This is a genomic window from Nocardioides convexus (assembly GCF_011090295.1).
Genome location: NZ_JAAMYA010000001.1, coordinates 2,696,846 through 2,721,165, shown reverse-complemented (window position 1 = coordinate 2,721,165; position 24,320 = coordinate 2,696,846). Strand labels below are relative to the sequence as shown.

Annotated in this window: 32 protein-coding genes and 8 pseudogenes; 34 read left to right on the top strand and 6 right to left on the bottom strand. The window is 72.2% G+C overall.

The genetic code is table 11. The features are described from left to right. Window positions 1-4: 4 nt before the first annotated feature. The 4 genes and pseudogenes from G5V59_RS37285 to G5V59_RS20460 form a co-directional block, all read left to right on the top strand. Window positions 5-427 (top strand): annotated as a pseudogene (locus G5V59_RS37285) (hypothetical protein); the annotation flags it as partial. Then, window positions 399-866 (top strand): annotated as a pseudogene (locus tag G5V59_RS37280) (alkaline phosphatase PhoX); the annotation flags it as partial. The pseudogenes G5V59_RS37285 and G5V59_RS37280, both read left to right, overlap by 29 nt. 118 nt (window positions 867-984) lie before the next feature. After that, on the top strand, window positions 985-1,182 hold the full coding sequence (locus G5V59_RS20465) for a hypothetical protein (RefSeq protein WP_278260324.1): 198 nt from the start codon (window positions 985-987) through the stop codon (window positions 1,180-1,182). Further along, window positions 1,167-1,620: pseudogene (locus G5V59_RS20460) on the top strand (alkaline phosphatase PhoX). The gene G5V59_RS20465 and the pseudogene G5V59_RS20460 overlap by 16 nt, the downstream one beginning before the upstream one ends. Here G5V59_RS20460 and G5V59_RS20455 read toward each other — a convergent pair. Both G5V59_RS20455 and G5V59_RS20450 read right to left on the bottom strand, forming a co-directional pair. Next, complete coding sequence (locus G5V59_RS20455; RefSeq protein WP_278257679.1) at window positions 1,589-2,437, bottom strand: hypothetical protein; 849 nt, start codon at window positions 2,435-2,437, stop codon at window positions 1,589-1,591. The pseudogene G5V59_RS20460 and the gene G5V59_RS20455 sit on opposite strands and share 32 nt — an antisense overlap. After that, on the bottom strand, window positions 2,434-2,601 hold the full coding sequence (locus G5V59_RS20450) for a hypothetical protein (protein ID WP_278257678.1): 168 nt from the start codon (window positions 2,599-2,601) through the stop codon (window positions 2,434-2,436). The genes G5V59_RS20455 and G5V59_RS20450 overlap by 4 nt, the downstream gene beginning before the upstream one ends. Window positions 2,602-3,820: 1,219 nt before the next feature. Here G5V59_RS20450 and G5V59_RS20445 point away from each other — a divergent pair. From G5V59_RS20445 to G5V59_RS20355, 19 genes and pseudogenes are all read left to right on the top strand, one after another. Then, window positions 3,821-4,501 (top strand): hypothetical protein, encoded by a 681-nt coding sequence (locus G5V59_RS20445; protein ID WP_278257677.1) that lies wholly within the window; start codon window positions 3,821-3,823, stop codon window positions 4,499-4,501. Then, complete coding sequence (locus tag G5V59_RS20440) at window positions 4,480-4,761, top strand: hypothetical protein (protein WP_278257676.1); 282 nt, start codon at window positions 4,480-4,482, stop codon at window positions 4,759-4,761. Before G5V59_RS20445 ends, G5V59_RS20440 begins: the two co-directional genes overlap by 22 nt. Continuing rightward, window positions 4,745-6,652 carry a hypothetical protein gene (locus G5V59_RS20435; RefSeq protein WP_278257675.1) on the top strand — a complete coding sequence of 636 codons (1,908 nt, stop codon included), beginning with the start codon at window positions 4,745-4,747 and terminating at the stop codon, window positions 6,650-6,652. Before G5V59_RS20440 ends, G5V59_RS20435 begins: the two co-directional genes overlap by 17 nt. After that, window positions 6,649-7,236 (top strand): hypothetical protein, encoded by a 588-nt coding sequence (locus G5V59_RS20430; protein WP_278257674.1) that lies wholly within the window; start codon window positions 6,649-6,651, stop codon window positions 7,234-7,236. The genes G5V59_RS20435 and G5V59_RS20430 overlap by 4 nt, the downstream gene beginning before the upstream one ends. 156 nt (window positions 7,237-7,392) lie before the next feature. After that, window positions 7,393-7,764: a hypothetical protein gene (locus G5V59_RS20425; RefSeq protein ID WP_278257673.1), complete on the top strand. Its 372-nt coding sequence runs from the start codon at window positions 7,393-7,395 to the stop codon at window positions 7,762-7,764. Continuing rightward, the gene (locus G5V59_RS20420; RefSeq protein WP_278257672.1) at window positions 7,761-8,348 is read left to right on the top strand and encodes a hypothetical protein; all 588 of its coding nucleotides are present in this window, start codon (window positions 7,761-7,763) and stop codon (window positions 8,346-8,348) included. The genes G5V59_RS20425 and G5V59_RS20420 overlap by 4 nt, the downstream gene beginning before the upstream one ends. After that, window positions 8,287-8,949, top strand: a complete 663-nt coding sequence (locus G5V59_RS20415; protein WP_278257671.1) for a hypothetical protein — start codon at window positions 8,287-8,289, stop codon at window positions 8,947-8,949. The genes G5V59_RS20420 and G5V59_RS20415 overlap by 62 nt, the downstream gene beginning before the upstream one ends. Window positions 8,950-9,104: 155 nt before the next feature. After that, window positions 9,105-9,593 carry a hypothetical protein gene (locus tag G5V59_RS20410; RefSeq protein WP_278257670.1) on the top strand — a complete coding sequence of 163 codons (489 nt, stop codon included), beginning with the start codon at window positions 9,105-9,107 and terminating at the stop codon, window positions 9,591-9,593. Between the two features lie 9 nt (window positions 9,594-9,602). After that, window positions 9,603-9,878 (top strand): hypothetical protein, encoded by a 276-nt coding sequence (locus tag G5V59_RS20405; protein WP_278257669.1) that lies wholly within the window; start codon window positions 9,603-9,605, stop codon window positions 9,876-9,878. A gap of 53 nt (window positions 9,879-9,931) precedes the next feature. After that, on the top strand, window positions 9,932-10,315 hold the full coding sequence (locus tag G5V59_RS20400) for a sigma factor (RefSeq protein ID WP_278257668.1): 384 nt from the start codon (window positions 9,932-9,934) through the stop codon (window positions 10,313-10,315). 200 nt (window positions 10,316-10,515) lie between these two features. Beyond that, on the top strand, window positions 10,516-11,298 hold the full coding sequence (locus G5V59_RS20395; protein ID WP_278257667.1) for a hypothetical protein: 783 nt from the start codon (window positions 10,516-10,518) through the stop codon (window positions 11,296-11,298). A 397-nt stretch (window positions 11,299-11,695) separates the two neighbouring features. Beyond that, window positions 11,696-13,150, top strand: coding sequence for an aminotransferase class V-fold PLP-dependent enzyme (locus G5V59_RS20390; protein WP_278257666.1), 1,455 nt, complete (start codon window positions 11,696-11,698; stop codon window positions 13,148-13,150). After that, a pseudogene (locus G5V59_RS20385) lies at window positions 13,083-14,099 on the top strand (SidA/IucD/PvdA family monooxygenase); the annotation flags it as partial. The gene G5V59_RS20390 and the pseudogene G5V59_RS20385, both read left to right, overlap by 68 nt. 355 nt (window positions 14,100-14,454) lie before the next feature. Next, window positions 14,455-14,640 (top strand): annotated as a pseudogene (locus tag G5V59_RS20380) (GNAT family N-acetyltransferase); the annotation flags it as partial. A gap of 103 nt (window positions 14,641-14,743) precedes the next feature. Then, window positions 14,744-15,040 (top strand): GNAT family N-acetyltransferase, encoded by a 297-nt coding sequence (locus G5V59_RS20375; RefSeq protein WP_278257665.1) that lies wholly within the window; start codon window positions 14,744-14,746, stop codon window positions 15,038-15,040. Continuing rightward, on the top strand, window positions 14,955-15,467 hold the full coding sequence (locus tag G5V59_RS20370) for a hypothetical protein (protein ID WP_278257664.1): 513 nt from the start codon (window positions 14,955-14,957) through the stop codon (window positions 15,465-15,467). The genes G5V59_RS20375 and G5V59_RS20370 overlap by 86 nt, the downstream gene beginning before the upstream one ends. Further along, on the top strand, window positions 15,464-16,408 hold the full coding sequence (locus G5V59_RS20365; protein WP_278259962.1) for an IucA/IucC family protein: 945 nt from the start codon (window positions 15,464-15,466) through the stop codon (window positions 16,406-16,408). The genes G5V59_RS20370 and G5V59_RS20365 overlap by 4 nt, the downstream gene beginning before the upstream one ends. Further along, a complete protein-coding gene (locus tag G5V59_RS20360; RefSeq protein WP_278257663.1) occupies window positions 16,299-16,814 on the top strand; it encodes an IucA/IucC family C-terminal-domain containing protein in 516 nt (171 codons plus the stop codon). The genes G5V59_RS20365 and G5V59_RS20360 overlap by 110 nt, the downstream gene beginning before the upstream one ends. Then, window positions 16,811-16,981, top strand: a complete 171-nt coding sequence (locus G5V59_RS20355; protein WP_278257662.1) for a penicillin acylase family protein — start codon at window positions 16,811-16,813, stop codon at window positions 16,979-16,981. Before G5V59_RS20360 ends, G5V59_RS20355 begins: the two co-directional genes overlap by 4 nt. Before the next feature lie 22 nt (window positions 16,982-17,003). Here G5V59_RS20355 and G5V59_RS20350 read toward each other — a convergent pair whose 3' ends face one another. Further along, window positions 17,004-17,153, bottom strand: coding sequence for a hypothetical protein (locus G5V59_RS20350; protein WP_278260323.1), 150 nt, complete (start codon window positions 17,151-17,153; stop codon window positions 17,004-17,006). A 37-nt stretch (window positions 17,154-17,190) separates the two neighbouring features. Here G5V59_RS20350 and G5V59_RS20345 point away from each other — a divergent pair. The 3 genes and pseudogenes from G5V59_RS20345 to G5V59_RS20335 form a co-directional block, all read left to right on the top strand. Further along, window positions 17,191-18,792: pseudogene (locus tag G5V59_RS20345) on the top strand (penicillin acylase family protein); the annotation flags it as partial. Next, window positions 18,789-18,989, top strand: coding sequence for an acetyltransferase (locus G5V59_RS20340; RefSeq protein WP_278257661.1), 201 nt, complete (start codon window positions 18,789-18,791; stop codon window positions 18,987-18,989). The pseudogene G5V59_RS20345 and the gene G5V59_RS20340, both read left to right, overlap by 4 nt. An 80-nt stretch (window positions 18,990-19,069) precedes the next feature. Further along, window positions 19,070-19,357 carry a hypothetical protein gene (locus tag G5V59_RS20335; RefSeq protein ID WP_278257660.1) on the top strand — a complete coding sequence of 96 codons (288 nt, stop codon included), beginning with the start codon at window positions 19,070-19,072 and terminating at the stop codon, window positions 19,355-19,357. On the opposite strand, the gene G5V59_RS20330 is transcribed toward G5V59_RS20335, so the two are convergent. Further along, window positions 19,302-19,913 carry a Uma2 family endonuclease gene (locus G5V59_RS20330; protein WP_278257659.1) on the bottom strand — a complete coding sequence of 204 codons (612 nt, stop codon included), beginning with the start codon at window positions 19,911-19,913 and terminating at the stop codon, window positions 19,302-19,304. The genes G5V59_RS20335 and G5V59_RS20330 overlap by 56 nt on opposite strands. 181 nt (window positions 19,914-20,094) lie before the next feature. Between G5V59_RS20330 and G5V59_RS20325 the strand changes: the two genes are divergently transcribed. The 8 genes and pseudogenes from G5V59_RS20325 to G5V59_RS20300 all read left to right on the top strand — a co-directional run bounded on the left by G5V59_RS20325 (window position 20,095) and on the right by G5V59_RS20300 (window position 23,745). Beyond that, a complete protein-coding gene (locus G5V59_RS20325; protein ID WP_278257658.1) occupies window positions 20,095-20,391 on the top strand; it encodes a hypothetical protein in 297 nt (98 codons plus the stop codon). Window positions 20,392-20,881: 490 nt separating this feature from the next. Then, window positions 20,882-21,163, top strand: a complete 282-nt coding sequence (locus tag G5V59_RS20320; protein WP_278257657.1) for a hypothetical protein — start codon at window positions 20,882-20,884, stop codon at window positions 21,161-21,163. Continuing rightward, window positions 21,127-21,762: pseudogene (locus tag G5V59_RS37275) on the top strand (hypothetical protein); the annotation flags it as partial. The gene G5V59_RS20320 and the pseudogene G5V59_RS37275, both read left to right, overlap by 37 nt. A 133-nt stretch (window positions 21,763-21,895) precedes the next feature. After that, window positions 21,896-21,967 (top strand): annotated as a pseudogene (locus G5V59_RS37270) (hypothetical protein); the annotation flags it as partial. A gap of 164 nt (window positions 21,968-22,131) precedes the next feature. Continuing rightward, complete coding sequence (locus tag G5V59_RS20315) at window positions 22,132-22,551, top strand: molybdopterin-dependent oxidoreductase (RefSeq protein ID WP_341351270.1); 420 nt, start codon at window positions 22,132-22,134, stop codon at window positions 22,549-22,551. Then, a complete protein-coding gene (locus G5V59_RS20310) occupies window positions 22,548-22,931 on the top strand; it encodes a hypothetical protein (RefSeq protein ID WP_278257656.1) in 384 nt (127 codons plus the stop codon). The genes G5V59_RS20315 and G5V59_RS20310 overlap by 4 nt, the downstream gene beginning before the upstream one ends. Then, a complete protein-coding gene (locus G5V59_RS20305; protein WP_278257655.1) occupies window positions 22,883-23,269 on the top strand; it encodes a molybdopterin-dependent oxidoreductase in 387 nt (128 codons plus the stop codon). The genes G5V59_RS20310 and G5V59_RS20305 overlap by 49 nt, the downstream gene beginning before the upstream one ends. Window positions 23,270-23,523: 254 nt before the next feature. Then, entirely contained in the window at window positions 23,524-23,745 is a 222-nt protein-coding gene (locus tag G5V59_RS20300) for a molybdopterin dinucleotide binding domain-containing protein (protein WP_278257654.1), read from the top strand. On the opposite strand, the gene G5V59_RS20295 is transcribed toward G5V59_RS20300, so the two are convergent. Next, on the bottom strand, window positions 23,735-23,953 hold the full coding sequence (locus G5V59_RS20295) for a hypothetical protein (protein WP_278257653.1): 219 nt from the start codon (window positions 23,951-23,953) through the stop codon (window positions 23,735-23,737). The two genes, G5V59_RS20300 and G5V59_RS20295, sit on opposite strands and share 11 nt — an antisense overlap. After that, window positions 23,886-24,263: a hypothetical protein gene (locus tag G5V59_RS20290; RefSeq protein WP_278257652.1), complete on the bottom strand. Its 378-nt coding sequence runs from the start codon at window positions 24,261-24,263 to the stop codon at window positions 23,886-23,888. The genes G5V59_RS20295 and G5V59_RS20290 overlap by 68 nt, the downstream gene beginning before the upstream one ends. Window positions 24,264-24,320 lie beyond the last annotated feature (57 nt).

The following is a 24,320-nucleotide window of genomic DNA, read 5'->3' as shown; positions in this document are numbered from 1 at the left end:
GTCGATGAGCGGTCGGTACGACGCGATGAACGGCTGCCGCGGGGCCGCCTGCCGTTCACCTGCTGGTCGGCTCTCCTCCACGGCCTGCGGCTTGGCTGGGCCGGTTGGACGCACGACCCGACGACCCGAAGAGGAACCTCCCGAGATGACCACTCGACGCACCATGCTCGCCGGCGGCGCCGCCGGTGTCGGCCTCGCCGTGACCGGCTCGATGCCCACCCTCGCGCAGTCCACGCCCGGCAACGGCAACGGCCGCCCCGGCCCGGGCCGCCCCGTGCACGGCAAGGGCATCACCCCCTTCCCGCCCCTCCAGGACGACCCGGCCGGCCTGCTCGCGCTGCCCGCCGGCTTCCGGTACACCGTGGTGACCCGCGCCGGCGTCACCAAGCTCGAGGGCGGTGGCCTCACGCCCGAGGCGCACGACGGCACCGCGGTGTTCTCGACCGGCCGCGGCAAGTACCGCCTCATCCAGAACCACGAGGCTCAAGGCGGGCTCCGCGCTCGGCGTGCCCCACCGCCCGGGGACGGTCTACGACGAGGGCGCGATCGACGCCGGCGGCTGCACGGTGATCGCCACCGACAGCCGCGGCACCAACCTCGGCGAGCACGTCGCGATCTCCGGCACCTCCACCAACTGCGCCGGCGGCCCGACCCCGTGGGGCACCTGGCTGACCTGCGAGGAGACCGAGGACCGGGCCGGCAAGGCGTGGAGCGGCAACGGCAAGAGCGGCACCTACGCCAAGGACCACGGCTACGTCTTCGAGGTCTTCCACGACGGGCGCACCAACCCCAAGCCGATCAAGGCGTTCGGCCGCTACGCGCACGAGGCGCTGGCGATCGACAAGTCCCGCAAGCACGTCTTCCTCTCCGAGGACGCCTCCGGCCCGAACGGGCTGTTCTACCGCTGGACCGCGCCGCGCGGTGTCGAGTCTCGGCCCGAACCTGGCGGACAGGCTGGCCGACGACGCCGGCGTCCTCGCCGCGATGCAGATCCTGCTGCCCGACGGCTCGGTGCTGCCCGACGTCGCCTACCTGACCTCCGCGCAGGCTCGGCCTGCCCTTCGCGGTCACCTGGAAGCCGGTTCCGGACCGGGACGCCCGCACGACCTCGACCCGCAAGCAGTTCGCGGCCGCCGGAGAGGTCACCCGCGGCAAGAAGTTCGAGGGTGTCTACGGCACTGACGAGGGCGTGTACGTCGTCAACTCGTTCGCCTTCGCCGAGGCGGACCTGCCCGCCGACGCCGTCCCGCACGACGGCATGGTCTGGTTCTACGACTACAAGCAGGAGACGATCCAGGCTCGTCGCCTACTTCCCGCACCAGAAGACCGCCTCCACCGGTGCCGCCGCCAAGTACGACGACCTCGTCTTCGACGGCCCCGACAACGTCACCGTCACGCCGTGGGGCTCGTTGGTGCTCGCCGAGGACGGCGTGGGCGCCTCGCACGTGCTGTCCGCCACGCCGTACGGGCCGGCCCAGGCGATCGCCCGCAACCAGACTCAACGACTCCGAGTTCACCGGCCCGACCTTCTCCGAGGACGGCAAGGTGCTCTTCGTCAACATGCAGACGCCGGGGCTGACCTTCGCGATCACCGGCCCCTGGGAGAAGTACCTGGGCTGAGCCTCAGCCGCGCAGAGTGGCCGCCGGCGACGCGCCGAAGCGTCGCCGGTAGGCCTGCGCGAAGCGGCCGTAGTTGGTGAACCCCCAGGTGCTGGCAATCGTGCTGGCGGTGACGTCGTCGGGGTCGGAGACCTGGAGTCGGTGGTGGGCCCGGTCCAGACGCACCTGGGTCAGGTAGCGCATCGGCGACGCGCCGACGTAGCGCGCGAAACCCTCCTGGAGGGAGCGCGGGCTGACTCCGGCTCGGTCGGCGAGGGTGGTGAGCGTCCACAGGCTCGCCCGGCTGGTCGTGGAGAAGGTCGATGACGCGCTGGATGCTCGCCGGCCGGGCAGCAGGGGCGGGGCGGTGGAGGAGGTCGCGGTACTGGTGGTCCGCGGCGAGCAGCAGGCCGGTCATCACCGCGTCGGACAACCGGACCGCCATCTCGGGGTGCAGCATGGGGGTGCCATGCGTCCCGCGCTCCAGCGCGGCCGCGACGGCCTGGGCCATCAGCATCCACTGCGCCCCGAGCCCGGAGCGCAGGTCGAGGGCCGGCTCGAGCCGATGTGACCTCGGACCTCGCGGCCGGTCAGCAGCCGAAGGTGCTGCTCGAGCGTCGCCCGCTCGATCTTCAGGGTCAGCATCCGCTCGGTTCCGCGCTCCCACCCGCGGATCGCCGAGTCGCCGACGGGCCGGAAGATCGCGGCGGTCGCAGGGTCGGCGGTCATCGTGCTGGTGCCGCACCGTGACTCGATCGCTCCGTCGAGACCGACGTTCACGTGGTAGGCGACACCGAGACCCTCGACGGAGAGCCTGGGTGCGGCTGTCGAAGGTCACGATCCCGGCCGTGATGGAGGCCAGGCTGGGCGACCGTCACCTTCATCCCGAAGTCGGTGCCCCACGTCCGCAGGCTCGTTCGGGTAGAAGATCCGCTCTGCCTCCGCCGTGGCCTCGTCGAGGTCGCTCGACCGCACCACGTGGAGTCGGCTCAGGACCGCCATGCTCCCTCTTCCCCCCGAGCGCTGCTCCGGTGACCTGCGTCACACCTCTTGCTGATGCTACTCCGAGGCGTGTCGCGTGAAGTGGCCGCGGCGTCCTCGCTTTCGGGCTGCCCCCGACCCTGTGACCGCGCCTAGCGTCGATGTCAGCGACGTGCGTCCTTCGTGCGCCGTCGTCGTGGGAGCGGTCCCGGTGTGCGTCAGGTCACACGCCACAGGGGACCCGGCTCGTAATGACGACGTGCGCGCCCACGTCATGTCGCCGGGCGCGGGGTCTCGGCCGTGACCCGACCCGAACCCCGGCCACGCGCCGGACGTCCGCCGTCGAGGTATGGAGTAGCGCACATGAAGCATCGGTCTGCCGATGACCACACGCCCGCAGTGAAGGCGCCGAGGGCGCGCCCCCGCCGTCGCCGTCCGATGGGACGCACGCGGTATGCCCGCAGCCTGTCGGCCTTCTTGCTGGTCGCCGTCACCGCGCTCTTCTCCCTGCCGTCGGTCACGAGCGGCAGCACCGGGAGTGCTGCACCCAGCACGGAGGACCGGCTCTCCCTGGCCGCCGCCGGTGTGCCCGAGGCCGGGGTCCCGCTGTTCAGCGAGGACTTCTCGAACCAGAACGCCTCGCCGACCGGGGTCAGCCTCCTCAACTACACGGGCGCGGCCGGGATGACCTACACCGCCGACCCGCAGTACACGCCGGCCGGGGGGCAGTGCAACGGCTGGGTGATGAGACCGACCACGCTGCTGCCGACCACCGACGCGGGCTGCGCCAACAACCAGCCGGCCGGATGGGGCCGACCCAGGCGATGGCCGTCAACCTCGGCCTCGCCCAGGGCCAGAGCGCCGCGCAGGCCGCGAGCAACCAGGTGCTCACTGAGTACACCAACGCCCCCTCGGGCACGATCGCCGCGGGCTACGAGCTCAAGACGAACAGCGGCATCCAGGCGGTCGCCGGTCACTACTACGCCGTCTCGGCCTACTTCGCCGAGGTCAACTGCTTCTCCAACCACGCCAGCATGACGTTCTCGCTGGTCATCAACGGCACCCCGACCACGCTGAGCTCCGGTCTCGACCCCTGCACCGCGCCGGGTGGCACGACGTACGCCGACGGGACTCGCGTGGTGAAGCCTGCAGTCTGCCGCGATCCAGATGCCCCCGACCGGCACGCCGAGCCTGGGTCTGCAGGCTGTTCAACGCCCGCGCCAACGGCAACGGCAACGACGTGTCCTTCGACCTGCCGCAGATCGTGGACGTCACGCCGAGCCTGGACAAGGCCTTCAGCCCGACCACGGTCACCTCCTGCCCGGCCGGCGCGGCGACCTGCCCGCCGAGCAGCGTCTCGACGTTGACCTTCACCGTCACCAACACCACCGACCTCCAGGCCAAGCCGGACTGGACCTTCACCGACAACCTGCCCGCGGGAGTGCGGGTCGCCCCGACGCCCAATGTCGGCGGGACCTGCACCTCGACGACCGGCGCCGCCCTGGTGCGCACCGCCGCCCCCGGGAGCACGTCGATCTCGGTCACGGGCGGTGACCTGGCGCTGGGTCAGGCGTCCTGCACGGTCACGGTGGACGTCGTCTCGGCGACCCCGGGCACTTACACCAACGACGCCACCAACGTCACGACCAACCTCGTCCCGCCGGACCCAGCCTGTGCTGACGGTCGTCGACCCGAGCACGATCCGGGTCCAGAAGGACCTCCCGGACGGCCGCCGCGTCGCGAGCGACCAGTTCACCGTGAGCGTCACCGGCGGCGGGATCGCCACCGGCAACACGGGAACGACGGCCGGTACCGACACCGGAGTCCAGGCCACCGCCGCGGAGACGGCCGGCCCGGCCCGTGGCGAGCACGGCACGACGTACACGGTGAGCGAGACGGGTGCCGCGGGCGCCCAGGCTGAGCGACTACACCAGCACCTGGCGCTGCGTCGACACCGCCAACGGCAGCGCCGTCGTCGCCTCCGGGAACGGCGCCACCGGCACCTTCACCATGCCGACCGCACCAGTGCGCTCCGACATCCTGTGCACCTTCACCAACGTCCCGAAGCCTCCCGGACATCAACATCAAGAAGACCGCCGGCGCCGCGCCCGTCATCTCCGGGCCGGACGCGGCGGGCAACTACACCGTCAAGTACCAGGTCACGGTGACCAACTCCGGTGACGGCAACGGCAGCTACGGCGCGCTGGTCGACACCCCGGCGTTCTCGGCGAACCTCGTCCCGCTGGGTGCGACCTGGACGACCTCGGGCGCGGGCGCGCCGGCCGGCGGTTCGGACGCCTCGGCGCCGTACGCCCTGACGAGCGGCACGACGAGCATCGGCGCGGGTGTCACGCACACCTACGACATGGTGCTGACGTTCCGGTTCACCGACGGCAAGCCGGCCACGACCTGCGCCGGTTCCGGCACGGGCCTGTTCAACGCGGTGGCCGCGGCCTCGGGCGAGACCGGTACGACCACTGACAACTCCGCGTGCGTGAACCCGCCGCAGCCGCCGACGACCAGGCTGGTGCTCGACAAGCGGGTCGCCTCGGTGGCCGACGTCAACGGCAACGGGCTCACCGACGCCGGTGACACCATCCAGTGGGAGTTCGACCTGACCAACCAGTCCCAGGTCACCCTGACCGACGTGAAGGTCGTCGACCCCCTGGCCGGCTCCGCGACCTGTGCGACGACCACCTTGGCTCCCGGCGCGACCACGACCTGCACCGCGGACGCGGCGTACGTCATCACCGCCGCGGACGTCCAGGCCGGCTCGGTGGAGAACATCGCCACCTCGACCGGCGAGGCGCCCTGGGGCGATCCCGCGGTGCCAGGAGACGACGTGAGGTCGAACGACGACACCACGATCACGCCGCTGGACCAGACGACCAGACTCGTCCTGGACAAGCGGGTGGCGTCGGTGACCGACGTCAACGGCAACGGGATCACCGACGAGGGCGACACCATCCAGTGGGAGTTCGAGCTCACCAACGAGTCGAACGTGACCCTGACCGACCTGAAGGTCTCCGACCCGCTCGCCGGTGCGGTGACCTGTGCGGCGACCACGCTGGCGCCGGGTGCCTCGACGTTGTGCACCGCGGATGCGTCGTACGCCATCACGGCGGCGGACGTCACTACCGGTGAGGTCCTGAACGTCGCGACCGCCAAGGGCGAAGGGCCGGGTGGAGACCCGAACGACCCCAGCGACGACGTGCCGTCCAACCCGGACAGCACGCGTACGCCGGTCGAGGCGGTCGACACCGAGCTCGTCCTCGACAAGCGAGTGTCCTCCGTGACGGACGTGAACGGCAACGGGCTGACCGACCTGGGTGACGAGATCCAGTGGGAGTTCGAGTCGACCAACAACTCGAACGTCACGCTCACCGACCTCGCGGTCGTCGACCCGTTGGCCGGTCCGGTCACCTGCGCGGCGACGACGCTCGCGCCGGGCGCGTCGACCACGTGCACGGCGGACGCCGTGCACGTCATCACGCAGGCCGACGTCGACGCCGGCAAGGTCGTCAACACCGCCACGTCGAAGGGTGAGGCGCCGGGCGGCGACCCGAACGACCCGAGTGACGACGTGAAGTCCAACCCGGACACCACCACGACCCCGGTGCAGCAGGTCGCCAGACTTTCCCTGGACAAGCGGGTCGCCTCGGTGACCGACGTCAACGGCAACGGACTGACCGACCTCGGTGACGAGATCCAGTGGGAGTTCGAGCCTGACGAACACGGGAACGGTCACCCTCACCGACCTGAAGGTCAGCGACCCGCTGGCCGGTGCGGTGACCTGTGCGGCGACCACGCTGGCGCCGGGTGCCTCGACCACGTGCACCGCGGACGACGTCCACGTCATCACGCAGGCCGACATGGAGGCCGGCTCGGTGGACAACCGGGCGACCTCGTCCGGAGAGCCGCCGGGCGGCGACCCGAACGACCCGAAGGACGACGTCCCGTCGAACCCGGACACGACCACCACTCCCGTGGACCAGAAGACCGCTCTGCTGCTGGACAAGCGGGTCGCCTCGGTGACCGACGTCAACGGCAACGGGCTGACCGACCTGGGTGACACCATCCAGTGGGAGTTCGAGCCTGACCAACAACTCGAACGTCACGCTGACCCACCTCGCGGTGAGCGACCCGCTGGCCGGTCCGGTGACCTGTGCGGCCACCACCCTGGCGCCGGGTGCCTCGACGCTGTGCACGGCGGACGCGGCCTACGCGATCACGCAGGCCGACATGGAGGCCGGCTCGGTGGACAACGTCGCGACCTCGAAGGGTGAGGGCCCCCAGGGCGACCCCAACGACCCGAAGGACGACGTCGTCTCCCCGCCGGACGACACGACGACGCCGGTGGACCAGAAGACCGCGCTGCTGCTGGACAAGCGGGTGTCGTCGGTGACGGACGTCAACGGCAACGGGATCACCGACCTGGGTGACACCATCCAGTGGGAGTTCGAGCTGACGAACAGGCTCGAACGTCACGCTGACCCACCTGGCGGTGAGCGACCCGCTGGCTGGGCCGGTGACCTGTGCGGCCACCACCCTGGCGCCGGGTGCATCGACGCTGTGCACGGCCGACGACGTCTACGTCATCACGCAGGCCGACGTCGACGCCGGCACGGTGGTCAACACGGCGACGGCAAAGGGTGAGGGCCCGAAGGGAGACCCGGACGACCCGAGCGACGACGTCCCGTCCAACCCGGACACGACCACCACGCCCGTGGAGCAGGTTGCGAAGGCTGAGCCTCGACAAGCGGGTCGCCTCGGTGACCGATGTCAACGGCAACGGTCGTACCGACCTGGGTGATGAGATTCGGTGGGAGTTCGAGGCTGACCAACGAGGGCACGGTCACCCTGACCGGCCTCGCGGTCTCCGATCCTCTGGCCGGTGCGGTGACCTGCTCGCCGAGCACGGTGGCCCCCGGAGACTCCGTGGTGTGCTCGGCCGACAACGCGTACGTGATCACCCAGGCCGACGTGGAAGCCGGCTCGGTCGACAACATCGCGACGGCCAAGGGCGAGGGCCCGAAGGGAGACCCGGACGACCCGAGCGACGACGTCCCGTCCAACCCGGACACGACCACCACGCCCGTGGAGCAGGTTGCGAAGGCTGAGCCTCGACAAGAGGGTCGCCTCGGTGACCGATGTCAACGGCAACGGTCGCACCGACCTGGGTGATGAGATCCGGTGGGAGTTCGAGCCTGACCAACCAGGGCACGGTCACCCTGACCGGCCTCGCGGTCTCCGATCCTCTGGCCGGTGCGGTGACCTGCTCGCCGGGCACGGTGGCGCCGGGTGCGTCGGTGGTCTGCACTGCGGACAACCCCTACGTGATCACCCAGGCCGACGTGGAAGCCGGCTCGGTCGACAACATCGCGACGGCCAAGGGCGAGGGCCCGAAGGGTGACCCTGACGACCCGAAGGACGATGTCACGACGCCGCCCGACACGACCACCACCCCGGTCGTCCAGAAGCCGGCGCTGCTGCTCGACAAGCGGGTCGCCTCGGTGACCGATCTCAACGGCAACCACCGCACGGACCTGGGTGACGAGATCCGGTGGGAGTTCGAGTCGACCAACACGGGCAACGTGACCCTGACGCACTTGGCCGTCTCCGACCCGCTCGCGGGACCGGTGAGCTTGTGCAACGACGACCCTCGCGCCTGGCGACTCGACCACCTGCACGGCCGACGAGGCCTACGTGATCACGCAGGCCGATGTCGATGGCGGCTCGGTCGACAACGTCGCGACCGCCAAGGGTGAGGGCCCGAAGGGTGACCCGGACGACCCGAAGGACGACGTCGTCTCGCCGCCCGACACGACCACCACCCCGGTCGTCGTCGCACCGGGGCTGGTCCTCGACAAGCGGGTGACGGGTGTCGAGGACGTCAACGGCAACGGGCAGACCGATGCCGGTGACGAGATCGGCTACGCGTTCGAGCCTGACCAACACCGGCAACGTGACCCTGCGCGACCTGACCGTCGAGGACTCCATGCTCGCGGGTGCCGGGATCACGGTGACGTGCTCACCCGACGTCCTCGCACCGGGTGCCTCGGTGGTCTGCACGGCCGACGCGCCGTACGTCATCACCGCGGCGGACGTGTCCTCGGGGGCGGTCGTCAACACCGCGGGAGCCGTCGGAACCGATCCCCATGGCCACCCCAGCCCGTCCAACGACGACACGGTGAAGGTCCCGACCTCGACCGTGGGCGGTACGGCGGCCGGCCTGCCCAACACGGGCGGCCCGAGCCTTGCGCTCCTGGCGCTCGGTGGAGGGCTGGTCGCCGGGGGCGGTCTGCTCCTGGTGGGCGGTCGTCGCCGAGGGCGTGCCGACGGCCGCCACCTGAGGGCGGCCTGACATGACGAGCATCCGACGGGTGGCAGTGGCCCTCGCGGCCGCGGCCACACTGACTGGTGGCTTGTCGGGCTGCTCCGGCGAGGACTCGCCGGAGCAGCCCGCCCGGGCGGCAAGCTCGGCCCACGACACGGCGACGGTCAGCGGCGACACCGCCGACCTGGTGGACCCGGTGGGCGCGATCGACGCCCTCGGGAAGGTCACGTGTGCCGCCGACGCCGGCGGTGTGTGGTCCGGTCGAGGCACGCTCACCAACGAGGAGGGCGTCACCCGGAAGTACCTCGTCAAGTTCGCGATCGTCCGGAAGATGACCTCCGAGGTTCTGGGCAGCAAGCAGAAGGGAGCTCACGCTCCCGGCCGGAGCATCGACGGTGGTGAGGTTCCCGGAGCTCTACCGCGGTCGCGCCGGCAAGCAGGCTGGTGTGTGTGCCGCGCGTGGTCAGCGGCGGCGCGTCGTGAGGGTTCACGAGGCGGCGTAAAGCGGACACGCTCCGCCGCGTCCTCCTCGTGGGAGGGGTTTCCGAACGCCGTTGATCTCTCGATGGTTGTCCCCCTACCGCCGGAGAAGAGCGTTCGGAGACCGGCCTGCCCGGGTCCGCCCACCCCACAGGGACGGGCCTGGGCGGGCCGCGGGATCGACCAGAAAGCCTGAGGAACGACCATGCATCTCTCTCGCCGCATCGACGAGGACTGGTACGACGACCCCGACGTCCTGGCCCGGCTGTTCGCCGCGATGATGTCCGCGGAGACCGAGGCCTTGGACTCGCCCTACGTCGTGGTGCGCCGCGACCGGTCCACGGGGAGGACGCTCTTCAACGGGCCCTACGAGTCGGCGATCGCCGCACTGGCCGCCGCGGACCGCGACGAGCGGATCGAGTCCGGCCGGGACGGAGCCGACCTGGGGTTCGGTGTCGTGCGGCTTTGCCCGCCGCTGTGAGGGAGCCTGACCGACGTCGAGTCTGCTGAGCATCGCGCGCGACGGCGACGACCGTGCGTTCGACGAGCCTGTTCCGGCGGTACTACCCGTCGGCCTGCGACTATGCCGCAGGTCTGGCCGGCGCCGACCACGCCCAGGACCGGGCGGCGGAGGCGTTCGCGCGGATCTACCGGCTGGTGCGGGCCGGGCGTGGTCCGGACAAGAACTTCCGTGCCTACCTGCTGACCACCGTCCGGCACACCCACGTCGACTCGATCCGTCGTACCGGTGGCGAGATCCCGGTTGCCGACATGGCGACGGTCGGCGAGTCTCGCGGTCGAGGTGGACCTCGCGGACCAGGTCCTCGACCGGGTCGACGCCTCGCCGATGAAACGCGTCTTCACCCGGCTCCGCCCGTCCTGGCAGCAGGTGCTGTGGCGCACCGTCGTCCTCGGTGAGCCCAACGAGACGGCGGCCAGGGCGCTCGGTCTGACGCCGAATGCGCTCGGCGTGCTGGCCTTCCGTGCCCGTGAGGGGCTGCGCCAGGCCTACCTTGCCGACCATCTCGAGCACGTGGTCGACCGAGATTGCGGCACCATGAGTGCCAAGTCGCCCCGTTACGTCCGTGGTCAGGCTCACGCCCGGCGATCAGGACGCGGTGGACGCACATCTCGACGGGTGCGCCCGCTGCAGCGGGGCGGTGGCCGACCTGAGCCGGATCAACGAGAATCTCGCTGCGGTCTTGACGCCCGCCGTCGTGCTCTCGGTCGTGAGCGGTGCGCCGAGCGCCCGAGGCTCGATCGCGGCAGCCGGGCCGGTCAAGGTCGCCACCGTGGCGATGGTCGCCGGTGCCGTGGTTGCGGGCCTCGTGCTGGGCGCCGGCTACCTGCTCGGTGCCGACGGCGAGCCGCGGCGCGTGGTCCGCGAGAGCAGCCCGAGCGTCGCCGTACCGGCTTCGGCGGACAGGCCGGTGGCGGATCCCCGGCCCCGCCGCCGGGCCTCGACCCCGGTGCCTCCGTCTGTCCCTCCGGTCGTGCGGCCGAGCGAGCAGGTGAGGCAGCAGAGCCCGCCGGCCCGTCAGCCGGAGACCCGTGCGGACGCACCGGTCCCGACGATCGGCGAACCGCGTGTCTCGGTCTCCGGCAACGACCAGGTCCGGGTCGCCGACGTGACCACCGTGGTCGAGCCCGGTGGCACCCGGCTGCTGACGGTCGCGGCGAGTGGCGTCTCCGCGATGGCGGTCACGGCTGGTGGGGCCTCCTGCGAGCCGGCGACCTATGCCGCCTCGGCCGCGCGGCTGCGGTGCACGCTCCCCGCGGGTGGTGGCCGGACGGTTGTCGTCGTGCACCTGCGCTTCGCCGATCCGGTCGGGGCCGTGCGCGGCTCGCTCACCCTCACCGGCGCGGGTACGACGGCCCGCGCCATCTTCGCCACCGCGTGATCGCTCCCCTGCCCGGTCTGCCCTCACCGCCGGTCGTCGGCGAGCAGAGGAGCGACCTCGAAGACCAGGTCGCCGTCCCCGGCGGGCCAATCCAGGCTCGGCGGACCGCTCGGCGCCGGCGGCACGCCACGCCGTAGCGGCATCGGGGTAGGGCCCGGAGACGGTCAGCAGGTCGTCCGGTCGGTCACGTCGTCGGCACAGCACGACGTACCGTTCTGACCGCGGATCTTTCGCCTCCTGCTGCATGACTCCCACAGCAGGGAGACGCGCCGTGCACCGCCATCCTTACGCCGTGCGTCCCGTGGGGGTGTGACGCGGGACACCGGGTGCTGCTGGTGACACGCGTGACGGCTTCTGATTAGGTAAGGCTTACCTGATCTCGGAGGAGAGCCTTCCCGTGCCCCAGGCTCCCGCTGCACCACGTCTTCCACCCCGCCCACGCGGACCACTACGCGGCCACCATCGGCACCGGTCTCGACCACCTGCTGAGCCACCTCAAGGGTGTCGGCGGGCCGGCGACCGGCCGCCAGCCCGAGGAGGCCGAGGCGCGGGTCGCCGCGGTCGACCTGGAACGCCCGCTCGACGGCCTGGACGAGGTGCTGGCCGAGGTCTCCGCGCTCTGGCTGGACGACGCGGTGTGGTTCCACGAGCCGCGCTACGCCGCGCACCTGAACTGCCCGGTCGTCGTACCCGCGCTGCTGGCGGAGGCTCTTCGTCGCCTCGGTCAACAGGCTCGCTGGACACCTTCGACCAGAGCGTCGGCGGCACGTTCATCGAGCGCCGGCTGATCGAGTGGACCGCCGCGCGGATCGGCTTCGGCCCCGAGGCCGACGGCGTCTTCACCAGCGGCGGCAGCCAGTCCAACCTCCAGGGCCTGCTGCTCGCCCGTGGCCGCCACGAGCGCGTCGACGCCGGCCGGCTGCGGATCCTCGCCTCGGCCGAGAGCCACTTCTCGGTGCAGAAGTCCGCGCGGCTGCTGGGCCTCGGCGACGAGGCCGTCATCAGCGTGCCGACCGACGAGCGGCACCGGCTCGACCCGGTCGCGCTGGAGCGCTCGCTCGCCGCCTGCGTCGACCTGCACCTGGTGCCGATGGCCATCGTCGCCACCGCCGGCACGACGGACTTCGGCGCGATCGACCCGCTGCCCGCGATCGCCGACCTGGCCCGGGCCTACGACGCGTGGCTGCACGTCGACGCGGCGTACGGCGGCGGGCTGCTCGTCTCGCCCACCCGACGCTCCCGGCTCGACGGCATCGACCGCGCCGACTCGGTCACCATCGACTTCCACAAGACCTTCTTCCAGCCGGTCTCCTCCAGCGCGATCGTGGTCCGCGACCGGGCCACCCTGCGCCCCGCGACCTGGTACGCCGACTACCTCAACCCCCGCGAGTCGACGAGCCCCAACCAGGTCGACAAGTCCCTGCAGACCACGCGCCGCTTCGACGCGCTCAAGGCTCTGGATGACCCTGCGCACGATGGGTCCCGACCTCCTCGGCGGGTACGTCGACGCGGTGATCGACCTCGCGGCCGAGGTGCACGCGCTGGTCGCCGACGAGCCGGACCTGCAGGTCGCCGCGGCGCCCGAGCTGAGCACCCTGGTGTTCCGCTACGTCCCGCGCGAGACCGACCTCGACGACAACGCGCTCGCGCTGCTCAACACCGCGATCCGTGCCGAGGCTCTACGCCAGCGGCACCGCGATGGTCGCCGCCACCAAGGTCGACGGCGTGCAGCACCTCAAAGCTCACCCTGCTCAACCCGATGGCCACGGCCGCCGACATCGTCGGTGTGCTCGACGCGGTCCGCACCGTCGGCGCCCGGCTCGCCTCCGTCCCGGCGGGGGTGGCCCGGTGATCACCCACGACTTCGTCGGCATCGGCCTCGGTCCGTTCAACCTCGGCCTGGCCTGTCTCACCGACCCGCTGCGTGGGTCCGGCGACCTCGACGGCGTCTTCCTGGAGGCGCGCGACCGCTTCGACTGGCACCCGGGGATGCTCCTCGACGACGCGACCCTGCAGGTGCCCTTCCTCGCCGACCTCGTCACGATGGCGGACCCGACCTCGCGCTGGTCCTTCCTCAGCCTACCTCAAGCAGAGCGGCCACCTCTACCCGTTCTACATCCGGGAGAGCCTTCTACCCGCTGCGCCGGGAGTACGACGACTACTGCCGCTGGGCGGCCGAGAGCCTGCCGGGGATCCGCTTCGGCCAGGCCGTCACCGACGTCGAGCACGACGGCTCGGCGTACCTGGTCCGGACCGCGGCGGGCGCGGCCTTCCGCGCCCGCCGGCTGGTGCTCGGCGTCGGCACCTCGCCACGGGTGCCGGCGCCGTTGTGCCCCCTTCTCGGGGAGCGCGCGGTGACGCACTCCGCCGACTACCTCGCGCACCGCGAGGAGCCTGCAGCAGGAGGAGCGGATCACCGTCGTCGGCAGCGGGCAGAGCGCCGCGGAGATCTACCTCGACCTGCTCTCGGCCGCACCGGAGCACGGCTACGAGCCTGGTCTGGCTCACCCGCAGCCCGCGCTTCTTCCCGATGGAGTACACGAAGGCTCACCCTGGAGATGACCTCGCCGGAGTACGGCGCCTACCACCGCGCGCTCCCGATGGAGACCCGCGACCGGCTGGCCCGCGACCAGCGCCACCTCTTCAAGGGGATCAGCGCGGACCTCGTGGACGCGATCTACGACCTGCACTACCAGCAGCGGGTCACCGGCGACGGCCCGCGCACGACGCTGCTCACCCACACCGAGGTCCGCGACGCCCGCCCCCTCGGGCGGGCCGGCGCCCACCTCGACCTGTTGCACACCGAGACCGGCGAGGCCTTCTCCCTGCGTACCGGCGGACTGGTGCTCGCGACGGGCTACGGCCCCACCGAGCCTGCCTTCCTGCGCGGCGTGGAGGACCGGATCCGCCGCGACGCCAAGGGTCGGTACGACGTCGCGGAGGACTACTCCGTCGACGTCGCCGGCGGTGAGATCTTCGTGCAGAACGCCGAGGAGCACACCCACTCCCTGCTCGCGCCGGACCTCGGCATGGGCCCGTACCGCAACTCCGTGATCATCGCCGCGATGCTCGGCCGCGAGGTGTACCCGATCGAGAAGCGGATCGCGGTGCAGACCTTCGGAGTGCCCGACCAGGCTGCGACAGGAGGCTCGCCCGATGACCGCCTCCCTGATCGGCCAGATCACGATCGAGCCCCTCGACCTCGCTCGCGACCTCGACCTCCTGCACGCCTGGGTCACCCACCCGCGCTCGGCGTACTGGATGATGCAGGGCGCCTCGCGGGAGGACGTCCGCCGCGAGTACGCCGCCATCGCCGCGAACCCGCACCACGACGCCTTCCTCGGCCGGGTCGCCGGCCGCCCGGCGTTCCTCGTGGAGACCTACGACCCCGCCCACGCGCCGGGGATGAGCGACCTGCCGGAGCCTGCGACCGGGCGACAGCGGCATGCACGTGCTGGTCGCGCCGCCCGAGGGGCAGCCGGTCCCCGGGCTCACCACGGCGGTCTTCGACGCGGTGATGGCCTTCTGCTTCGCCGACCCGGCCGTGCGCCGGGTGGTCGTCGAGCCCGACGTCCGCAACGCCCCGATCCGCGCCAAGAACCTCGCCGCCGGCTTCACCGAGCCTGCGCGAGATCCCACTGCCCGGCAAGACCGCGATGCTCTCGGTCTGCTCCCGCGAGGACTGGCACGCCCCGGACCTCGTGGTCGTCGACCGGGCGGCGCCCGCACCGGCAGCCGCTGACGAGGACCACCTCGTGCCCGGGCCGATGACGCGTGCCCAGCGGCACCTGGTGGCCAAGGCGCTGGGGGAGTTCAGCCACGAGCGGCTCATCGCGCCGGTGCCCGTGCCCGGCGAGGAGCGCTGGCGCGTCGACACCGACCTGTCGTCGTACACCTTCGCGGCCCGGGTGCACGCCCTCGAGCACTGGGTGGTCGACGCGGCGTCCATCGAGCGGACCCGCGACGGCGTGCCGGCTGCGCCGGACGCCCAGGAGGCTGATCGCCGAGTCTGGCGCCGGTGCTGGGGATCCCGGACACGCTGCTGCCGACGTACCTGGAGGAGATCGCCTCCACGCTCGCCTCCCACGCCTGGAAGTCTGCGCCACCGCGCGGTCCCGGTGCACGAGTCTGGTCGACGCGTCGTACCAGGAGCCTGGAGTCGGCGATGACCGAGGGACATCCCGCGTTCGTCGCCAACAACGGCCGGATCGGGTTCGGCTACGACGACTACGTCGCCTTCGCGCCGGAGACCGGCACCCCCGTGCACCTGGAGTGGGTCGCCGCCCGGCGCTCGCTGTCACACCTGTCGCTGGGGGCGGACCAGACCGAGCAGGACCTGTACGACGGCGAGCCTGCCCCCCGTCGGTCCGTGCCCGCTTCGAGGCGCGGCTCGGCGAGCTGGGCCTGGCGGCCGCGGACTACCTCTTCCTGCCGGTGCACCCCTGGCAGTGGCGCAACAAAGTCGGCGATCACCTTCGCCCCCGATGTCGCCCGCCGCGACCTCGTGCACCTCGGCGTGGGCGAGGACGAGCACCACCCGCAGCAGTCCATCCGCACCTTCTTCAACGCCAGCCGTCCCGAGCGGCACTACGTGAAGACGGCGCTGGCGATCCAGAACATGGGCTTCGTGCGGGGTCTCTCGCCGAAGTACATGGAGGCCACGCCGGCCATCAACGACTGGGTCGCCTCGGTCGTGCACGCCGACGACGAGCTCGCCGGCTGCGGGTTCGAGGTGCTGCGCGAGGTGGCGGCGATCGGCTACACCGGCGATGCGTTCCACCGCCTGGCCGGCACCTCGCCGTACCGAAAGATGATCGCCGCGCTGTGGCGCGAGAGCCCCGTCCCGCGGACCGCGGAGGGCGAGCAAGCTGAGCACGATGGCCGCGCTGCTGCACCGCGACGCCGACGGCGACGCGCTCGTGACCGCGTGGATCAAGGCCTCGCCGGTGGACGCGGCGACCTGGGTCCGGGCCTACCTCGACGCCTACCTGCGCCCGCTCGTGCACTGCCTCCACGCCTACGACCTGGCGTTCATGCCGCACGGGGAGAACCTGCTGCTGCGGCTGCGCGACCACGTCCCGGTGGGCGCGTACATGAAGGACATCGGTGAGGAGGTCGCCGTGATGGGCGACCTGGCGCTGCCGCCGGAGGTGGAGCGGATCCGCGCCGCCGTACCGGACGACACGAAGCCGCTGGCCATCCACACCGACGTCTTCGACGGGGTGCTGCGCTACGTCGCCGCGATCCTCGATGACGACGGGATGCTGGCGGAGACGGAGTTCTGGGCGATCGCGCGGGAGGTGATCGAGGCGCACGCCGCCGCGCACCCCGAGCTCGCGGAGGCCGCGGCGCGCTACGACCTGCTCAAGGAGCGCTTCCGGCACTCCTGCCTCAACCGCCTCCAGCCTGCGCAACACGCTGCAGATGGTCGACATCGCCGACCAGGCCGAGTCGCTGATCTTCGCCGGCACGCTGGCGAACCCGGTTGCCCGGGAGCCACGGTGACGGTCCGGTGATCACCAGGGATGCGTGGGGCATCCCGCAGGTCAGCGCAGGCTCGGTCCTCGAGGTGGCCCGCGAGCAGGGCCGGGTGACGGCCCGGGACCGCGGGTGGCAGGCTCGAGGTCGAGCGGCGCCGGGCCGAGGGCACCTGCGCCGAGGTCTTCGGCGAGTCCGGCCGTGAGTGGGACCTGCTCGTCCGCCGTTCACTGCTGCCCGGCATCGCCCGCCGCGCGTACGCCGCGCTCGCCCCGCAGAGCCGCGCCTTCGTCGACGCCTACGTCGAGGGCGTCAACGAGGTCGTCGGGCGACCCTGGGAGCGCTGGACGCCGCTCGGCGTCTTCGCCGTGCAGCACCTGTTGTTCTCGCGCTTCCCGAGCAAGGCTCTGGCAGGACCACCTCGCCCGGGTGCTCGGCGCGGACGCCGTCGGCGCGCTGGCCCTGCTGCGCACCGAGGGGCTGCCCGGCGGCAGCAACGCCGTCGCGGTCTGCGGCGCGCGCACCGCCAGCGGTCTCCCGCTCGTCGCCGGCGACCCGCACCGGGTGATCGAGGCGGCCGGCTGCTACCAGCAGGTGCGCCTGGTCTGCACCGATCCCGCGGATGCCTTCGACGTCGCCGGGCTGACCTTCGTCGGCGTCCCCGGCATCCAGCACTTCGGCCACGCCGGCTCCGTCGCCTGGGGTGTCACCAACGCCGTCGCCGACGACGAGGACGTGTACGTCGAGGACCTGGTCCGCCACGAGGGCGCCGTCGTCGCCCGCGGCGCCTCCGGCTGGGAGCCGGTCGCCCGGCGGGTCGAGACGATGCGCGTGCGCACCGGGCCCGACACCTACGACGCCGAGCAGGTCGAGGTGCTCGTCACCGAGCGCGGCCCGGTCGTCGTCGGCGGCCCCGGCACCGCGGAGACCTTCAGCCTGCGCACGCCCGCCTTCGTGCTCGGCGACCTCGGCTTCGACGCGCTGCTGCCGCTGCTCCGCGCCCGCACGACCGCCGACGTGGTCGGCGCCTTCGCGCACTGGGTCGGCCCGGTCGACAACCTGCTGGTCGCCGACACCGCCGATGCCGTGGAGCACCGCGTGGTCGGGCGGGTCCCGACCCGGGATGCCGTCACCGGGGCCTGGACAGGCTGGGTCGCCGACCTGCCGCGGGGCACCGGCGCGGCGACCGGCGGGGTCCTGGTCAGCGCCAACGACCGCGCCACCGAGGAGTTCGCCCGGATCGGGGACGACTTCGCGCCGCCGTACCGGGCCGCCCGGATCGCGGCCCTCCTCGCCGACGGTGTCGTCACCCCGGAGCGGATCGCGGCGGTGCTCGCCGACGACCTGCAGACCGCCGGCGCCGCCTTGCTCGACCTCGCCGGGCGGCTCGTCGACCTGAGCATCCCGGCCGCCGCCCTGCGCGACCGGCTCCTCGCCTGGGACCGCCGGATGACGGCCGACAGTGTCGATGCTGCGCTGTTCGCCGCCGTCCGGGCCGCGGTGGTCGAGGCGTTCGTCGCCTCGCCCGTGCTGGCCGGCGCCGACGTGTCGCCGTACGGCGAGCCTGTACGCCCCCTGGTTCGACCTCCGCGGCCGGATCCGCCTCGCGCTCCCGGCCCTGCTCGCCGCGGAGAAGCCGTTCGCCGTCGACCCGCTCGCCGCCATTGCCGCCGCCCTGGAGGAGGTGGCCGCCGCACCCGAGCCGCCCGCGTGGGGGCCACCCACCTGGCGTACCCGCTCACCCCCCACCAGCAGTTCGGGCAGCCCGCTCCCGACGGGCATGCGCCGCCCCTGCTCCCGCTGTCCGGCGACGACGACTGCGTGCTCGCCACCCGCGCGGTCGCCGGCACCGGTGTCTGCGTCCACGGTCCCGTCGCCCGCTTCGTCTGGGACCTCGCCGGCGCCAGCCGCTGGGTGGTGCCTCTCGGCGCCGCCGGCGACCCGGACTCACCGCACCACCACGACCAGCAGGCCGTCTGGGCCGCGGGCCGCACCATCCCCCTGGAGGACCGATGAACCACGTCCCGCGGAGCACCACGCTGCGCCCGGTCGACCCCACTGCCGACGCCGCGCTGATCACCGGCTGGGTCACCGAGGAGCGGGCCGCCTTCTGGGGGATGGGGGAGGCTGAGCGAGGAGGACGTGCGCGCGATCTACGCCTACATCGACGAGCAGGAGCACCTCGCGGCGTACCTCCCGGTGCTCGACGGTGAGCCGATCGGCCTGCTCCAGACCTACGACCCGGCGGTCGACGAGATCGGGGAGTGGTACGACCGCGCGCCCGGCGACGTCGGTGTCCACCTCCTGCTCGCCGCCGACGAGCGCCGTGCCGGACGCACGCCCGAGGTGCTCGCGGCGGGCTTCGACTTCGTCGCGCACCTGCCCGGCTGCCGACGCCTGGTCCTCGAGCCGGACCTGCGCAACGCCGCCTCCGTCGCCCTGCTCGAGCGCCTCGGCGCCGAGCGCGGCCCACTCGTCCAGCCTGCGCACCAGCATCGCGGAGAAGCCCGCGCAGTTCTTCTTCCTCAGCCGCGAGCAGGCGCTGGCGATCGCGAGCGCCGCGTCAGTCCAGCAGGGCTGAGAGGTCCAGGCTCCACCTCCCCGAGATCGGCGACCGCGATCGAGCCCGTCGGCCTCTTCTCGGTCAGGGCCAGTGCGATGTCCCAGTGCTCGCCGGCGTTGACGAGGGCGGTCAGCGTCCGGGCGACGCGGTCGACCACCCAGTACTGCGCGATGCCAGCGCGCCGGTAGTCGCTCGCCTTGCGGAACAGGTCCTCCTCGCGCGTGGACGCCGACAGGATCTCGACGACCAGGACCGGGACCTCGGGCGACCAGTGCTCGTCGTCGCGGACCCGCTGGACGGCGAGGTCGGGGATGCGGAGCGTCCCGGTGGGGAGGGTGACGCCGCGCTCGTAGGTGATGAACGCTCCGGGCAGCGCGGCGCGCAGCGTGACCGCGAGCTCGAGCCCGACGGCGTTGTGGCCCCCGCGGGCGGGCGGGCTCACGATCGCCACCCCGTCGACGTACTCGCCGCGGAGGCCCTCGGGCAGGGCGTCGAAGTCGGCGCGCGACATCGGCGTCCGCTCGAGCCGTTCGAGGGTCGGCTGGTCCATGGCGGCTTCCTGACGGATCGACACGTCGTGCTCCTCCAGTGTGCATGCCTCCCCCGAGATGGAGAAGCAGGACGATGGTGCGCCAGGGGTCCGACACAAAGCCCGGAGGTGAGTCCGTGAGGCGCGTGAGCCCGTGAGACGGAGTTGACCCAACGAAATCCGGCGAGCAGATGGACCGAAACCGAAGCGCCCCAGGATCGTCCGCATGACCCTCACCAGTCCGAGCGACGACGTCGCCGCGAGCCCTGCACCGACGATCAGCCGCCGGCGTGGCCGGTGGATCGACGACTGGCGACCCGAGGACCCGCAGTTCTGGGACTCCGTCGGCGCCCCGGTCGCCCAGCGCAACCTCCTGTGGTCCATCTTCGCCGAGCACCTCGGCTTCTCGGTCTGGCTGATCTGGAGCGTCTCGTCCGCCTTCCTGGTGGCCCAGGGCTTCAGGCTTCTCGCCGCAGCAAACTGTTCTTCCTCGTCGCCATCCCCAACCTGGTCGGGGCGCTGATCCGGGTGCCCTACACCCTCGCGGTCGGCACCTTCGGCGGCCGGAACTGGACCATGGTCAGCGCCGGGCTGCTGCTGGTGCCGACGCTGTCCTTCGCCTACTTCGTGACGCGGGCCGACACGCCGTACTGGGCCTTCTGCGTGATCGCGGCGACCGCCGGCTTCGGCGGCGGCAACTTCGCCGACTCGATGGCTAACATCAACTTCTTCTACCCGGCGCGGCTCAAGGGCGCGGCACTCGGCCTCAACGCTGCGGGCGGCAACCTGGGTGTGGCGATCATCCAGTTCTTCCTCCCGGTGATCGTCGGCGGGGCCGGCATCTTCGGGATGGTGAAGGCGAGCGAGGGTGGCATCCACCTCGAGCGCGCCGCCTGGGTGTACGCCGGACTGGCCGTCGCCGCGGTGCTGGCCGCCTTCCTCTTCATGGACAACCTGTCCACCGCCAAGACGGACACCAAGCAGCAAACCAGCGTCCTCAAGCACCGGCACACGTGGGTGATGTCGCTGCTCTACATCGGCACCTTCGGCTCCTTCATCGGCTACTCCGCGGCGATGCCGCTGCTGATCAAGGCTCAACTTCTGGCGCCAGCCGGTCCCGGCCGTCCAGGGCATCGGCATCAACTTCGCGTTCTACGCCTTCCTCGGCGCCCTGGTCGGCTCGGTCGCGCGACCGCTCGGCGGCTACCTCGCCGATCGCTTCGGCGGCGGCCGGATCACCCTGCTGGCGTTCAGCGGGATGGTGCTGGGCACGCTCGGCATCCTCGCCACGCTGAGCATGCTGGAGCCGCTCCCGCCGGCGCCGGACAAGGCGAGGCTCGCGGAGATCGCCGCGAACCCCGGCGCCTTCCAGTTCCCCGACGCCGTGCGCGCCGCGGTCGACTCCAACGCCGGCGTCTTCCCGCTGTTCCTGGGGATCTTCCTCTTCGTCTTCGCCTGCACCGGCATCGGCAACGGCTCGACGTACAAGATGATCCCGGCGATCTTCCGCACCGACGCGGTCCGCTCGACCGGCGACGGTACGCCGGAGCGCGAGACTCGCCCTCCTCGACGGCACCAAGCGGTCCTCGGCCGCGGTGGGCATCATCGGCGCCGTGGGCGCGATCGGCGGCTTCCTCATCCCGATCACGTTCGGCTCGCCGTGGGTCACCGACCCGCTCGCGGCGACGAAGACCGCGTTCATCGTCTTCACCGCGTTCTACGTCCTGTGCGCCGCCGTCACCTGGGCTGTCTTCCTGCGCCGGCCGGCGCAGGCGGGCAAGGGCTACGCGGGGATCGGCATCTGATGGCACCGACCGCCCCGGCGCGCACCCACTGCCCCTACTGCTCCCTGCAGTGCGGGATGACGGTCGCGCGCCAGGGGCGCTCGGGCATCGAGATCGGTGCCTGGGAGGAGTTCCCGGTCAACGAGGGCGCGCTGTGCCGCAAGGGCTGGACGTCCGGCGCACTGCGGGGCAGCCGGGAGCGGCTGACCCGGCCGCTGGTGCGCGACCGGGCGACCGGCGAGCCTGCGAGCGGCGGATTGGGACGAAGCCCTCGACCTCGTCGCGTCGCGGATCCGCGGCCTCCAGGCCGCGCACGGCAAGGACGCGGTGGCGGTCTTCGGTGGCGGCGGGCTGACGAACGAGAAGGCCTACCAGGCTGGGGAAGTTCGCGCGGGTCGCGCTCGGCACCAGCCAGATCGACTACAACGGCCGCTGGTGCATGAGACCCGGCGGCGAGCGCCGCCAACCAGGCCTTCGGGATCGACCGCGGGCTGCCGTTCCCGCTCGTCGACGTCGAGTCGACGGACGTGCTCGTGCTGGTCGGCTCGAACCTGGCCGAGACCATGCCACCCGCCGCGCGCCACCTCGACCGCCTGCGGGAGCGGGGCGGAAAGGTCGTCGTGATCGACCCACGGCGCACGCCGACGGCCGAGCGTGCCGACCTGTTCGTCCAGCCCGTCCCGGGCACGGACCTGGCCCTGGCACTGGGAGGCTCTCCACCTGCTGGACGCCCGCGGCGCCGTCGACGAGGAGTACGTCGCGACGCGAACCACCGGCTTCGAGGAGGTCCGCCGCTCGGTGGCCGCCTGGTGGCCCGAGCGGGTGGAGCGGGTGTCCGGCGTGGCCACCGAGGAGCCTGCGCGCGCTGGCCGACCTGCTCGCCGACGCGCGCCGGGTGACCGTGCTGACCGCCCGCGGGGCGGAGCAGCACGCGCAGGGCACCGCCACGGTGCTGGGCTGGATCAACGTCGCCCCGGCCCTCGGCATGCCCGGCAAGCCGTACGCCGGCTACGGCTGCCTGACCGGCCAGGGCAACGGCCAGGGCGGTCGTGAGCACGGCCAGAAGGCCGACCAGGCTGCCGGGCTACCGGATGATCGACGACCCCGCCGCCCGCGCCCACGTGGCCGGTGTGTGGGGGATCGACCCGGACGACCTGCCCGGCAAGGGCCGCTCGGCGTACGAGCCTGCTGGACGCGCTCGGCCAGGAGGACGGCCCGAGGGCGCTGCTGGTGCACGGCTCCAACATCGTGGTCTCCGCGCCCAACGCCACCCACGTGACCCGGCGGCTGGAGGCCCTGGACCTGCTGGTGGTCTGCGACATCGTGATGTCCGAGACCGCCGCACTGGCCGACGTCGTGCTGCCGGTCACCCAGTGGGCCGAGGAGAGCGGCACGATGACCAACCTCGAGGGCCGGGTCATCCTGCGCGAGCGCGCGATCTCCCCGCCGGCCGGCGTGCGCAGCGACCTGGACGTGATCGCCGGCCTGGCCGCGCGGCTCGACGCGCCGGTCGCGTTCTCGACCGAGCCGGAGGAGATCTTCGCCGAGCCTGGGCCGCGCGTCCGCCGGTGGCAAGGCGGACTACGCGGGCATCACCTACGCGCGGATCACCCGTGAGAAGGGGGTGTTCTGGCCGTGCCCCACGCCGGAGCACCCAGGCACGCCGCGGATGTTCGCCGACGCGTTCGCGACCGCCGACGGCCGCGCGCGCTTCCTCGCGCAGGAGTTCGGCGGTGCGGCCGAGCAGCCCGACGCGTCGTACCCGCTCCACCTGACGACGGGCCGCGTGCTCGCGCAGTACCAGTCCGGTGCGCAGACCCGCCGGATCAGGGCGCTCAACGACGAGGGTGCCTTCGTCGAGCCTGCACCCGATGCTGGCCGACCGGATCGGTGCCCACGACGGCGAGCCGGTGGTGGTGCGCACGCGGCGCGGCGAGATGAAGGCGCCGGCCCGGGTCGTCACCACGATCAGGCCGGACACCGTCTTCGTGCCCTTCCACTGGGTCGGCGCCAACCGGCTCACCAACGACGCGCTCGACCCGTCCAGCCGGATGCCGGAGTTCAAGGTCTGCGCGGCCGAGGTCACTCGTTGACGAGGTTCGTCACGCCGTACGACGCGGAGGCCGCCTTGGCACGCAGGGCGGCGGGCACCTTGACGACGAAGGACACCGACTCCTCGGGGTGACCCTCCTCGTGGTGGCCCTCCTCGGGGGGCACGAAGTTCCAGCGGGCCTCACCGAGGTAGGCGCCCTTCGCGTCGTAGAAGCCGCCCAGCACCTGCAGGGCGAGGATCTCGCTCACGTCGCTGGTGATCGTCAGCCGGCCGCGCAACGCGGTGCCGTCGAAGCGCACGCCCTGGGCGGTGAACCGGTCGTCGAAGGGACCGGTGAGCCGGCCGACCGTGCGCGGGGCGGGCGTGAGGTCCTGGATGCCGGCGAGACTCGGGATCGCCGGTCGGGGTCGGCAGGCCGAGGGAGGTCTGCACCACCGGGCCGGTGGGCGTCTGCTCCGCGGCGGGGCTGTCGTCGGAGCGGCCCGCGGCGAGCCAGAGGCCGGCGACGAGGGCGAGGGAGGCGGCACCGGCGGTGCCGGCGGCGACGAGGGGCTTCACGGTGTCTCCTGGAAGGGGGTGGGGGACCCGCGCCGCGGCGCGGGTCCCCCGGGGTGG

Excerpts from the sequence above, each read along its gene's own strand:
- G5V59_RS20370 (WP_278257664.1), top strand. The coding sequence starts at position 14,955 with ATGCTCTCGGTCTGCTCCCGCGAGGACTGGCACGCCCCGGACCTCGTG.
- G5V59_RS20340 (WP_278257661.1), top strand. The coding sequence starts at position 18,789 with ATGAACCACGTCCCGCGGAGCACCACGCTGCGCCCGGTCGACCCCACT.
- G5V59_RS20425 (WP_278257673.1), top strand. The coding sequence starts at position 7,393 with ATGAGATTCGGTGGGAGTTCGAGGCTGACCAACGAGGGCACGGTCACC.
- G5V59_RS20465 (WP_278260324.1), top strand. The coding sequence starts at position 985 with ATGCAGATCCTGCTGCCCGACGGCTCGGTGCTGCCCGACGTCGCCTAC.
- G5V59_RS20375 (WP_278257665.1), top strand. The coding sequence starts at position 14,744 with ATGCACGTGCTGGTCGCGCCGCCCGAGGGGCAGCCGGTCCCCGGGCTC.
- G5V59_RS20365 (WP_278259962.1), top strand. The coding sequence starts at position 15,464 with ATGACCGAGGGACATCCCGCGTTCGTCGCCAACAACGGCCGGATCGGG.
- G5V59_RS20405 (WP_278257669.1), top strand. The coding sequence starts at position 9,603 with ATGCATCTCTCTCGCCGCATCGACGAGGACTGGTACGACGACCCCGAC.
- G5V59_RS20300 (WP_278257654.1), top strand. The coding sequence starts at position 23,524 with ATGCTGGCCGACCGGATCGGTGCCCACGACGGCGAGCCGGTGGTGGTG.
- G5V59_RS20450 (WP_278257678.1), bottom strand. The coding sequence starts at position 2,601 with ATGGCGGTCCTGAGCCGACTCCACGTGGTGCGGTCGAGCGACCTCGAC.
- G5V59_RS20325 (WP_278257658.1), top strand. The coding sequence starts at position 20,095 with ATGACCCTCACCAGTCCGAGCGACGACGTCGCCGCGAGCCCTGCACCG.